We start from the raw sequence: 11,712 nt of genomic DNA on the forward strand, positions 1-11,712 counted from the left end.
GGGGGGGGGGTGTTGGGGGGGGGGCTCCCCCGTGTGGGGTCCGGGGGGGTGGTGGGGCGGGGGGGGCATCGCTGGGGGTCGGGTGGCGCAACGGTGGGCGGGCCCGCTACTGGGCGGCCAGGTACGCCCGCCAGCCGCCGAAAGCGGTGATGTCGGTGAGGTCCTCGTCGTCGAGGGCGGAGGTGTCGGCCACGAAGCCGATCTCGGTGCTGCCGTCGGCCAGCTCCACCCGGCCCAGGCAGACCGACCGGCTGGACCGGGCCAGGATGTCCGGCAGCGCGGCGGCCGGCAGCCGCCAGGTCTCGACCTCGATGGCGGCGCCGCCGCCGGGGGCGGTGACCAGCACCGGCACCGGCGAGGTTCCGCCGGTGCGCAGCAGCCGGTACCGCGGCGCGGTGACGGTGCGGGTGAGCACGTGGCCGCCGTGTTCGAGCAGGTCCCGGCTGCGCGGCTGGCCGGCCAGGTGGTGGCCGACCACGACCAGGGTCGCGGCGTCCGGGGCCCGGACGGCGGCGGCCGGGACCTCCACCGGCTGGCCGGCCAGCGCGCCGGCGACGGCCAGGACCCGGTCGTCGGCCAGCGCCGGGCCGAGCACCATCAGCGCGGCCGGACGGCCGTCGGCGGTCCGGCCGGCCGGGACGACGGCCCCGCACAGGTCGAGCAGGTTCCCGAAGTGGGTGTAGTGCCCGAGCATGGTGTTGGTGGCGATCGGGTCGGCCAGCACCTGGTCGACCGTGAAGGTGGTGCCGATCGCCGGCAGGACGAGCACGTCCATGTCCTGCCAGAGTCGCCGGACCTGGGCCTGCAACTGCCCGAGCCGGTGCTGGGCCCCGAACACGTCGACGGCCGAGTACGCCGCGCCGCTGTCCATGATCGTCCGGATGACCGGCAGCACCGAGTCCGGGTGGGCGGCCAGGAAGTCGCCGAACTCGGTCAGGCGTTCGGCCACCCAGGGGCCCTGGTAGAGCAGTTCGCCGGCGGCCAGGAACGGGCCGAACGGCGCGGTCACCACCCGGCCGAAGTCGCGGCCGATCCGGGACCGGGCGGCCAGATGGGCGTCCCGCATCGGCTCGTCGCCGAAGAACTCCAGCTCGCCGATGTCGGGCACTCCGATCCGCAGTTTTGCCGGGTCGGCGTTCTCGCGCACCCGGGGCCGGGTGAACGGGTCCCGGTCGTCGACGGCGGCGACCACGTCCAGCACCCGGGCGATGTCGGGCACGGACCGGGCCATCAGGCTGATGCAGTCCAGCGAGCGGCACGCCGGGACCAGGCCGACGGTGCTGATCAGGCCGCGCGAAGGCTTGAGCCCGACGATGCCGTTGAGGGCCGGCGGGACGCGGCCGGAGCCGGCGGTGTCGGTGGCCACGGCGAACGGCACCTCGCCCGACGCGACGGCCAGCGCCGACCCGGAGCTGGACCCGCCGGAGATCAGCCCGTTGCCGAACACGCTGCGCGGAACGCCGTACGGGGACCGGGTGCCGTTCAGGCCGGTGGCGAACTGGTCCAGATTGGTCTTGCCGACGTAGATCGCGCCGGCGTCCACCAGGCGCTGGACCACCGGCGCGGTCCGGTCCGCGACCGTGGCGTACTCGGGGCAGGCCACCGTCGTCGGGACCCCGGCGACGTCGATGCTGTCCTTGACCCCGAACGGGATGCCGTACAGCGGAAGGCTGCTCGGATCCGGGTGGGCCTCGAGCTGCTTGGCCCGGAGCAGCAGCTCGGACCGCTCGGCCACCGAGATCCAGGTCCCGTCGGCGCCGCGGTCCGCGATGCGCCCGAGCATCTCGTCCACGACGTCCGACGGGGTGCGGGTCGCGCTCCGGTACGCCGCCGTCAGCTCGTCGATGGTGGGGCCGTCGGCGGGTCCGGGCGTCACACTCTCTGGCATGCGGTCGATTGTCGACAATCGATGTATCAGGGTCGTGTTCCCCGGTTAACACTGTGTTGCACCCCCGCCGAACCGGTCCCGGGTGCTCCCACCCGGCCCGGACGGCGGGCGTCCCGATCGGGCCAGGGGCCCGCGGGCCGGTGCCGCGGGCGGCCGGACGATCAGCCGCGGGCCGGACGGTCAGCCGCGGGCGGCGGCCGGCGCGACGTCCCGGCGGAACTGCAGGTACCGCTGACCGCCGTGCTCGGCGAACGCGGCCAGCACCACGTCCCGGTCGTTGGTCTCCAGGGCGGAGATCAGCGCGGCGTGGCGGCGGATGCCCTCCCCCGGGCCGACCAGGTTGGCCTCCAGCCGCAGGTTGACCGCCATCGGCCGCTGCAGCTTGATCAGGATGGGTTCCAGGGTGAGATCGAGCTGGCGGTTCCCGGCCAGCGCGACGATCGCCGCGTGGAAGGCGCGGTGGGCGTCGTCGCGGGCCAGTTCGTCGGCCGAGTCCTCGGCCGCGCGCATGTCGTCCAGGCGCGCCCGCACCTGGGCCAGCGGGTCGCCGTCACCGGTGAAGTCCAGCGGCAGCGCGGCACAGATGGCGTGCCGCTCGAGCACCGCCCGCACCTCGAACAGCTGCCGGATGTCCTCCTCGGACCAGGTCGTCACCCGCGCGCCGCGCCGGGGCAGGTGCTCCACCAGGCCCTGCTGGGCCAGCAGCCGCAGCGACTCCCGCACCGGCGCCCGGCTGATGGAGAAGCGTTGGCAGATCTGCTCCTCGATGATCCGCTCGCCCGGCGCCAACGCGCCGGCCAGGATCTCGTTGCGGAGTTTGCGGGTGGTCGCCTCGACCAGGCTGGGGGCGAACAGGTCCGTCGGGTCGGCGCTCATCGACGGCGCCTCCTCCCCGTGCTCCCCCGCGCATCCCCGCCCATCCGGACGGTGGTGGGCCAAGTGTAGAAGCTCGGCTCGCCGGAACGCGTGCGCCGCCGACCGGAACCGGCGCCGCGCGGGACCCGGTCCGGGTCCCGAGACCGCCCGACCCGCCTCACCCTCCGTTGCTATTTCGGTACTCAGCGTCATCAAACCCGGTGCCCCGCAGCATGATCGACATCACGATGCGACAAGCATCACAGCGCGGCGCGCCCGGCTGCGCCGACCCGATCGACCGCCGTTCGCGCAGGTCGGCGGCCCGGCCGACGCGGCCGCCGGGACCGTGACCGTCGTGTGACGCAGGCCACCGCCGCAGAACCTGCACCCGTCGCGCATCCGCCGGGCGAGTTCGGTCAGCATTTCTGCATTCATCATCGAGGTTTCTCGCCGGCCGAGGCCGACCGGCGAGCCGAGCTTCTTGGAGCAGGCGATATGTGTGTCACCCTCGGCAACGCCGCTGCAGTGTTCGACCATCGCACCCCGTCCGCGCCGTGCGCGGGGTATACCGAGACCATGCACCACGTCGGGCACCTGGCGCCGGGCGATCTCTGGCGCCCGACCGATGGGCGTCCGCATGTGGTCAGCGAGATCCGGAGCCGCGGCAACACGGTCACCGTCACCGACCAGCTGGGCCAGGTCCACCGCTATCCGGTCGACGCCGTCGTCCCGACGGCCGTCCGCGACCCGCTGACGCTGGGCACCGCGGCCCTGCCCCGCAGCGCCTGACGCCTCCCGCCCGGCTCCCGGCGACCTCCGTCCGGCCCCCGCCGATCAGCGCCCCGCGGCTGCCGGCGCCGGACGGGTCGCCACCGATGGTTCCGCGGCCACGCGCACCACCGGCGCGGCAGGCCGAGCCGCACGGGTCGCCCGCGGGCCGCGCGCCCCACCGGCGCGTTGACCCAGCACCACCCCGGCCAGCACCAGGGCCATCCCGAGCATCTGGCGCACGGTGAGCGACTCGGCGGCCAGCGCGGTCCCGAGCAGCACCCCGGTCACCGGGTTGAGCAGCCCGACCAGGCCCACCTGGCCCGCGGCCAGCCGGCGCAGGCCGGTGAACCAGCAGACGAAGGCCAGCGCCGTCGCCACGAACGCCACGTAGCCGAAACCGATCAGGGTGTCCGCGGTGAGCGCGGGCGGCGGGCCGCCGATCACCACCGCGAACGGCAGGACCAGCAGGCCGCCGGCGACCAGCTGCCAGGCGGTGCTGGAGAGCACGTCGACCCCGTCGGACGCCCACCGCTTGGCCAGCACGAAGCCGAGCGAGGACATCACCATCGCGGCGACCGAAGCGGCGATGCCGGCCGGGCTCAGCGCCCCGGCCGCCCCGAGCAGCATGACGGCGACGCCGACGATGCCCAGTCCGGCGCCGGCCAGCTGGGTCACGCCGGGTCGCTCGGCGACCAGCGCCCAGGCCAGCAGCATCATCACCACCGGGGCGACGGCCATGACCACCGCCGCGATGCTGGTGGGCAGCAGCTGCGCGGCCAGGTGCACCAGCAGGAAGAATGCGCCGACGTTGAGCACGCCGAGGACCGCCGAGCGCCACCACCAGGCGCCGTGCGGCCGCCGGCGGGCCAGCGCGAGCAGCAGCAGGCCGGCCGGCAGCGCCCGCAGCACCGCACCCCAGAACGGATCGGTGCCGGGCAGGAAGTGGTGGATGACGTAGTAGTTGGCGCCCCAGGCGACCGGGGCCACGGCCGTCAGCAGCACCCACCGAAATTTACCTTCCATGGAAGCGAACTATATACCTTCCATGGAAGATAAACTGGAGGGGTGAGCGACCATGTGACGCGCATCCTCGACCAATGGGCCGTCGAACGGCCGGACCTGGACGTCGGCCCGGTCGCGCTGATCGGGCGGCTGCACCGGCTGGCGGAACGGCTGGCCTGGGAGCTGACCACCGTCTACCGCCGGTTCGGCCTGGCCGAGGGCGACTTCGATGCGCTCGCCTCGCTGCGGCGGCAGGGCGAGCCGTTCGCCCTCACCTGCAGCGCGCTGGCCGACGCCACGATGATCACCAGCGGCGGGATGACCAAGCGCATCGACCGGCTGGTCGACGCCGGGCTGGTGCGCCGCCGTGAGAGCGAGTCGGACGGCCGCAGCCGGCTCGTCGAGCTCACCCCCGCCGGGCGGGCCCTCGTCGACGAGGCGTTCACGGCCCACATCGCCAACGAACACCGCCTGGTCGGCGTGCTCGATCCGGCCGAGCGCGCGCAGCTGACCGCACTGATCGCCGCCTGGTCGGACCGGCTCGAGCGGAATGCGACTTGACCTCCGCGCAACAATGGGGCTCTCGCGGCAAAGCGGATATTCTTTGCGAAAGGCAGGAATCGTGCCCCAGCTCAGCCAGGTCGACCATCTTTCCCTGACCGTCACCGACCTGGAGGTCAGCCACGCCTTCTACTGCGACGTGCTGGATTTCGTCCAGATCTACGACTTCGGGTACGGCCGGATCTATGTGCACAACCCGTCGGCCTTCATCCTGACGCTGGTGGCGCACCCCGAGCGCGTCGGCGGCCGGTTCACCGAGTTGACCACCGGGCTGGACCATCTCGGCCTGGCCGCGGCCGATCTGGACGACCTGCGTGCCTGGGAGCAGCGATTCCGCGAGCGCGGTGTGGAGTTCACGCCCATCCGCGAGGCCGAATTCGGGTATCACCTGAACTTCCGCGATCCCGACGGGATCGCTCTGGAGTTCGGCGTGTCCAAGGACGATTTCGCCGCCGCGATGGCGCTGGTCCGGTCGGGTCAGCTGACCAGGGACCAGATCACCCACTACGCGCAGCAGATGACGGCCGCGGCCGCCGGGTGATGCCCGGCCGCGCCGGTCAGGTGCCGCAGAAGGTGCGGTAGTCCCCGAAATCCTCGGGGGCGGGGTCGGCATAGCGCTCGAACCCGGGGCGGGCCCGGTAGGGGTCGGTGACCGCGGCCAGCAGGTGGTGCAGCGGGTCGAGGTCGCCGTCGACCGCCGCGGCCAGGGCCTGTTCGACAAGGTGGTTACGCGGGATGTAGACCGGGTTGACCCGGCCCATCGCGTCCGGGTCCGGGTCCAGGGCGCGCCAGCGCGCGAGCCAGTCGTCGAACGCCGCGAGGTCCAGGAACCGGCTCCGGGCCGGTTCGGCATCGCCGCGGGCGGCGGCCGCCAGGTCGCGGAAGAAGCCGGTGAAGTCCACCCGGCTCTGCTCCATCTGCGTCAGCGCCTGGTCGATCAGCGTCCCGGCGACCGCGTCCTCCAGCCCGTCCGGCAGCCCGTCCGGCAGCCCGAACTTGCGCCGCAGCCCGGCCGCGTAGACCGCCCGGTAGGCCGGCGCGTACCCGCCGAGCAGCTCGGTCGCCACCGCGACGGCATCCTGCTCGTCGTCGGCCAGCAGCGGCAGCAGGGCCTCGGCCAGCCGCGCGAGGTTCCACTGGCCGACGGCCGGCTGGTTGCCGTAGGCGTACCGGCCGCCCTCATCGATGGAGCTGAAGACCGTCGCCGGGTCGAACGCGTCGAGGAAGGCGCACGGCCCGAAGTCGATGCTCTCGCCGGAGATGGTCATGTTGTCGGTGTTCATCACGCCGTGCACGAACCCGACGAGCATCCACTGCGCGATCAGCCGGGCCTGGGCGTCGACGACCGCCGCGTACAGCGCCCGGTACGGGTGCTCGGCGGCGGCCGCCGCCGGGTGGTGCCGGTCGATCGCGTGGTCGGCGAGGCGGCGCAGCAGGTCCAGATCGTCGGTGGCCCGCGCGTACTGGAAGCTGCCGACCCGCAGATGGCTGGCGGCGACCCGGGCCAGCACGGCCCCGGGCAGCTCGGTCTCGCGCTGCACCCTCGCGCCGGTCGCCACGACGGCCAGCGAGCGGGTGGTCGGGATGCCCAGCGCGTGCATCGCCTCGCTGACGACGTACTCGCGCAGCATCGGGCCGACCGCGGCGAGCCCGTCGCCGCCGCGGGCGAACGGGGTGCGGCCGGACCCCTTGAGGTGCAGGTCGACCGGGCGGCCGTCGGGGTCGGCCAGCTCCCCCAGCAGCAGGGCCCGGCCGTCACCCAGCCGTGGTGAGTAGCCGCCGAACTGGTGTCCGGCGTACCCCTGGGCGACCGGGCGCGCCCCCTCGGGCAGCTGCGCGCCGGTCAGCAGGGCCAGCCCGTCAGGGCCGCGCAGCCAGGCCGGATCCAGGCCCAGCCGCTCCGCGAGGGGTCCGTTGAGGACCAGCAGGCGCGGGTCCGGGGCGCGCTCAGCCCGCCAGGCGATGGCCAGCTCGGGCAGCTCGCGGGCGAAGCGGTCGCCCAGGACGATGGCCGGGAAAACTGCGGTGCCGCTCATCCCGCCCAGGCTACGGGTAGCACGCCCGCACCCGTTCCGGGTTCGGGCCGGCCGGATCGAACAGCACGACCGCGTCGTCGAACCCGGCGTCGGCGTACCGGTGGAGCACCTCGGCGGTGCGCCCGAGGTCGGGGCCGGCCGGCACGGTGCAGACGACGGCGCGGCCGCCGCCGGCGGCCCGGAACCGGTGCAGCGCGGCGATGATCTGGTCCGGGGTGCGGCGGTACCCGGAGGCCAGCCAGCCGTCGAACTCGCGGGCCGCCCGCTCGACCTGCGCCCCCCACGAGCCGAGCAGCAGCGGCGGGTGGCCGGCGCCCAGCCCGTCCGGCGCCAGGACGGCCCGCTCGTCCCGGCCGTCGGCGAGCAGCCGGCGGATCCGCGTCAGGTTGGTGGTGAACGTGCCGAAGCGGCCCAGGTAGTCGCGGTCCAGCGCAGCGAAGTCGGCGGCGGTCGATCCGGGGCTGAGCCCGACGGTGAGCCGGTCGCCGCAGACCAGGGCCAGCGACCGGATCCGGTGGGCCAGCTCGGCCGGATGGTGCAGCGGCACCTGGACGGTGGCCGTGCCGAGCGCCACAGGATCGGCACCCGACTCCGATTCCGTCGCCGCGGCGGCCGCGGCCAGCGTGACGAACGGGTCGGGAACCAGGTCCCCGCGCCCGATCAGCTCCGGCGTCCACAGGCTCTCGTAGCCGGCGCCGGCCAGCCGCCGCGCCCACCCGGCCACGGCGAACGGCGGCGCCCCGGTCAGGTGGACCAGGGTGGCGCCCAAGCGCATCCGCGTCACCGGGACCGGCCGCTCACGGCTGGGCGAGCCGGGCCAGCCGCTCGGCCGCGAACCGGGCGTACCAGCGCAGCGCGTCGGGATCGTCGACGGTGGCGATGTTGGCGGACCGCTCCAGCGGCCGGCCGGACAGCAGCTTCTTGATCGGAACTTCCAGCCGCTTGCCGGTCAGGGTGTGCGGGACGGCCGGGGCGGCGATGATCTCGTCCGGCACGTGCCGCGCGGTCAGCCGGCGGCGCAGGGTGTCGACGATGGTGCGCCGGAGCTCGTCGTCCACCTCATGACCGGGGGCCGGCACCACGAAGAGCCCGAGCCAGTACCCGTCGTCGGGCAGATCGACGCCCACGACCAGGGTTTCGCGGATCTGCGGCAGGGTGTCCAGGACGTCGTAGAAATCGGCGCTGCCCAGCCGGACGCCGTGCCGGTTCAGCGTCGAGTCGGACCGGCCGTGGATGCTGATGCTGCCGTCGGCGTGCATCGTCACCCAGTCCCCGTGCCGCCAGACGCCGGGCCAGGTGTCGAAGTAGCACTCGGTGTACCGGGCCGCGTCCGGGTCGTTCCACAGGTACACCGGCATCGACGGCATGGGCTGGGTGATCACCAGGTCGCCGACCGAGTCGACCACGGGGTGGCCGTCCTCGTCCCACGCCGCGCAGTCGACGCCGGCCAGCTTGCCGCCGATCCGGCCGACCCGCACCGGGGCGTACTCGTTGGCGCCGACGAACGAGCCGGAGATGTCGGTGCCACCGCTGGTCGAGTCGATCCGTACGTCGGGGCCGACATGCTCCATCACCCAGGAATAATCGGCCGACGGCAACGCCGACCCGCTGACCATCAGGTGCCGCAGCCGGGTCAGGTCGAGGCCGTCCGCACGGGGCGTGACGCCGGCGGCCGCGGCGGCGGTGATCACCGCGGCGCCCAGCAGCATGACGTGGGCCCCGGTCCGGGCCGCGACCCGGAAGACCGCGCCCGGCGGGTGGGCGTGGCTGCCCTCGTAGAGCACCAGGGTGGCGCCCTGGGCGAGCGCGTTGATCTGGATGTTCCACAGCGCCCAGCCGGTGGAGGTGTAGGTGAAGATCCGCTCGCCCGGCCGGAGCCCGGCGTACAGCCCGGACCACTTCAGTCCCTCCAGCAGGATGCCGCCGTGCCCGTGCACCAGGCCCTTGGGCAGCCCGGTGGTGCCGGAGGTGAACAGCACCCACAGGGGGTGGGAGAACTCGACCGGCGCGAACTCCGGCGGGTCGTCGCCGGCGACCAGGTCGGCCCAGGGGACGGTGCCGGCGGGGTCCGGCCGGTCGAACACGTACGGCACGTGGACGGCGTGCCGCACCGTGGGCAGCCCGGCCCGCAGCCGCTCGACGACCTCGGCGCGGTCGACATCCTTGCCGTTCCAGTGGTACCCGTCGGCGGCGATGAGCACCGCGGGTTCGAGTTGGGCCAGCCGGCCGAGGGTGCCCTCGGCCCCGAAGTCGGGCGAGCAGCAGGCCCAGACGGCCCCGACGGCGGCCGCGGCCAGGCCGGCGATCACCGCGTGCTCGGTGTTGGGCAGGTACGCCGCCACGCGGTCGCCGGGCCGGATCCCGTTGCGGCGCAACCACGCCGCCGCGGACGCCACCGCCGACCGGAGTTGGCCGAACGTGATCTCCCGGGCCGGGTGGTCGCCCTCGCGCAGGCACACCAGCGCCGGCTCGCCGTCCGCACCGCGGCGCAGCAGGTGCTGCGCCCAGTTCAGCCGGGCCCCGGGGAACCAGCGGGTGAACGGCATCGGGTCGGCGGTGCGGACCTCGTTCCAGCTGCCCGTCAGATCCGCGTCGTAGTAGTCGACGACGGACCGCCAGAAGCCGTCCAGGTCCCGGACCGACCACTGCCACAGGGCGTCGTGGTCGGGGAACGGGTGACCCTGGCGCTCCTGCAACCAGTCCAGATAGGCCCGCAGCGGCGAGTTCTCGATCCGCTCGGCCGGCGGCGTCCACAGGATCTCCCCCGGCCGGCGGCCGGCCGCCCCGGGCCCGGTGTCCCCGTTCACACCCGTCTGCACGCTCACGACCGATGCGAATCAGGAATCGGCGTTCACCTTGGGCATGATCTCCTCGGTGAGCCGCTTGAGGTCGTCGAGGGTCTTGCTCGTCGGCACGTCCCGGAACGGCGGCCAGAGCAGCGGCATCGTCATGCCGGCCTCCTGGTAGGCCTTGAGCCGGTCCTGGATCTGCTGGGCGGAGCCGACCAGCAGGTTGGTGCCCTTACCGGCCGGTGACTGGTCGACGTCGGCGTCGGTGATGACGAACCAGATCATGCTGCACATGTCGAAGCCGGCGGGCAGTTCCCGGCCCATCTCGCCGAGTTCGCGCTCGATCTCGGTGCGCCAGCGGGTGATGTCCTCGGGCGAGTCCTGGATGCCGATCCAGCCGGAGAGTCCGTACTTGGCGATCCGCCGGGCCGATCGCTTGGGGTCCTTGAGCCCGCTGAAGTAGATCGGCGGGTGGGGCTTCTGGATGGGCTTGTGCCCGAACCCGCACGGCTCGAAGTCGGCGAACTCGCCGTGGTACTCGAACAGCTCGTTGGTCCAGATGCCCTGCATGATCTCGATGGTCTCGCGGACGTGGGCGTGCCGGCGCGGGAACAGATGGGTGGCGCTGGCCGCGGCGAACTCCTCGGGCATCCAACCGGATCCGATGCCGACGTTCAGGCGGCCGCCGGAAAGATGGTCCTGGGTGGCCAGTTCGGCGGCGAGGACACCGGGCGAGCGGTAGGGGGTGTCGATGATGCTCATGCCGATCCGCACCTTGGTGGTCTTGGCCGCCAACCACGGGATCAGCGTCATGCCCTGGAACCATTCGCCGCGGGCGATGACCGGCATGCTCGGCGGGAACTCCATCATCATGCCGAACGGGTACTGCAGCTCCCCGCGGTCCGAGGCCTCGGGGACGACGATCCGGTCCAGCGTCCACACCGAGTCGAAGTCGAGCTCCTCGGCCAGCGCGGTGAGGTCCTCGAGCTCCTTCACGGTCACCTTGTCGCGGAAGTTGGGCAGGTACAGGGCGAGCTTCATTGCTCCGGCCTCCTCGGGCACAACCATCTCGGGTCGCCATGCGGTCGGGCCCGGGATCGGCCGACCAGGGCCCGATGGTCGCGCCGGCCGGAGCCGCACGGAAGCGCCAGGGACACCAGCACCGAGTAGTGCATTCGGGCTATACCGGCCGGTACCGGGCCGGGTCTAGTGTCGGGGCCCGTTCGGGATCTCGCGGGCTCGACGTCCCCGAGCCCGTTCCGGGCGCACGGCCGGCCGGACGGCCCGGTTCGCGGCGACCCGCCGGATCGGCACGCTCGATCGGGACAGCGGGATGGACACGGCGGGACGGTGGCATGGACATAGTCGCGGTGGACGACGATCGCGCCGGCCTGGACCTGCTGCAGATGGTGCTGGAGGCGGCCGGTCACACGGTGCGGACGTGCGGGTCACCCCGCGACGCCTTGCTGCTGCTGACCCGGTCGGTGCCCTCCGTGCTGGTGACGGACCTGATGATGGACGTGGACCGGCTCGGCGGATACCGGCTGATCGAGCAGGTGCGCCGGCTGCCCCAGCTCGACGGCCTGCCGGTGGTGGCGCTCACCGGGGTGACCAGCGCGCAGGACCTGGCCCAGGCCCGCGCCGCCGGGGCCGACGTCTGCCTGACCAAGCCGATCGACGTCGCCGAGTTCCTGCAGGTTCTGGCCGAGGTCACCGCGTCGACGCGGGCGACGGGGGCGCGGGGCTGACCGGGTCCGGCCCGGGCCGGTTCGCGTCCGGAGCCGGCGGGGCGGGGGGCGTGTGGGCGCCG

Annotated in this window: 11 protein-coding genes; 4 read left to right on the forward strand and 7 right to left on the reverse strand. The window is 73.5% G+C overall.

Annotation, left to right across the window (positions count from 1 at the left end; all coding sequences use genetic code 11):
- Positions 1-106: 106 nt before the first annotated feature.
- The gene (atzF, locus tag ACOJUF_RS21485) at positions 107-1,888 is read right to left on the reverse strand and encodes an allophanate hydrolase (protein WP_420123849.1); all 1,782 of its coding nucleotides are present in this window, start codon (positions 1,886-1,888) and stop codon (positions 107-109) included.
- A gap of 180 nt (positions 1,889-2,068) precedes the next feature.
- Positions 2,069-2,764, reverse strand: a complete 696-nt coding sequence (locus tag ACOJUF_RS21490; protein WP_420123850.1) for a GntR family transcriptional regulator — start codon at positions 2,762-2,764, stop codon at positions 2,069-2,071.
- 336 nt (positions 2,765-3,100) lie between these two features.
- Here ACOJUF_RS21490 and ACOJUF_RS21495 point away from each other — a divergent pair, with 336 nt between their 5' ends.
- Entirely contained in the window at positions 3,101-3,532 is a 432-nt protein-coding gene (locus tag ACOJUF_RS21495) for a hypothetical protein (RefSeq protein ID WP_420123851.1), read from the forward strand.
- Between the two features lie 45 nt (positions 3,533-3,577).
- Here ACOJUF_RS21495 and ACOJUF_RS21500 read toward each other — a convergent pair whose 3' ends face one another.
- Positions 3,578-4,537, reverse strand: a complete 960-nt coding sequence (locus ACOJUF_RS21500; RefSeq protein WP_420123852.1) for an EamA family transporter — start codon at positions 4,535-4,537, stop codon at positions 3,578-3,580.
- Positions 4,538-4,579: 42 nt separating this feature from the next.
- On the opposite strand from ACOJUF_RS21500, the gene ACOJUF_RS21505 reads away from it, so the two are divergent.
- Positions 4,580-5,077, forward strand: coding sequence for a MarR family winged helix-turn-helix transcriptional regulator (locus ACOJUF_RS21505; protein WP_420123853.1), 498 nt, complete (start codon positions 4,580-4,582; stop codon positions 5,075-5,077).
- A 61-nt stretch (positions 5,078-5,138) separates the two neighbouring features.
- Complete coding sequence (locus ACOJUF_RS21510) at positions 5,139-5,618, forward strand: VOC family protein (RefSeq protein ID WP_420123854.1); 480 nt, start codon at positions 5,139-5,141, stop codon at positions 5,616-5,618.
- A 16-nt stretch (positions 5,619-5,634) separates the two neighbouring features.
- Here ACOJUF_RS21510 and ACOJUF_RS21515 read toward each other — a convergent pair whose 3' ends face one another.
- Genes ACOJUF_RS21515 through ACOJUF_RS21530 form a run of 4 tightly spaced genes read right to left on the reverse strand, consistent with a single transcriptional unit; the run spans position 5,635 to position 10,943 of the window.
- Positions 5,635-7,113, reverse strand: coding sequence for a protein adenylyltransferase SelO (locus ACOJUF_RS21515; RefSeq protein ID WP_420123855.1), 1,479 nt, complete (start codon positions 7,111-7,113; stop codon positions 5,635-5,637).
- A gap of 10 nt (positions 7,114-7,123) precedes the next feature.
- Entirely contained in the window at positions 7,124-7,888 is a 765-nt protein-coding gene (locus tag ACOJUF_RS21520) for an LLM class flavin-dependent oxidoreductase (RefSeq protein ID WP_420123856.1), read from the reverse strand.
- 22 nt (positions 7,889-7,910) lie between these two features.
- A complete protein-coding gene (locus ACOJUF_RS21525; protein WP_420123859.1) occupies positions 7,911-9,932 on the reverse strand; it encodes an acetoacetate--CoA ligase in 2,022 nt (673 codons plus the stop codon).
- Positions 9,933-9,950: 18 nt separating this feature from the next.
- Positions 9,951-10,943, reverse strand: a complete 993-nt coding sequence (locus ACOJUF_RS21530) for an LLM class flavin-dependent oxidoreductase (protein WP_420123857.1) — start codon at positions 10,941-10,943, stop codon at positions 9,951-9,953.
- A 314-nt stretch (positions 10,944-11,257) separates the two neighbouring features.
- Here ACOJUF_RS21530 and ACOJUF_RS21535 point away from each other — a divergent pair, with 314 nt between their 5' ends.
- Positions 11,258-11,650, forward strand: coding sequence for a response regulator (locus ACOJUF_RS21535; RefSeq protein ID WP_420123858.1), 393 nt, complete (start codon positions 11,258-11,260; stop codon positions 11,648-11,650).
- The last annotated feature ends 62 nt before the right edge of the window (positions 11,651-11,712 follow it).

It is taken from the genome of Nakamurella sp. (assembly GCF_048594475.1).
Taxonomy (GTDB): Bacteria; Actinomycetota; Actinomycetes; order Mycobacteriales; family Nakamurellaceae; genus Nakamurella.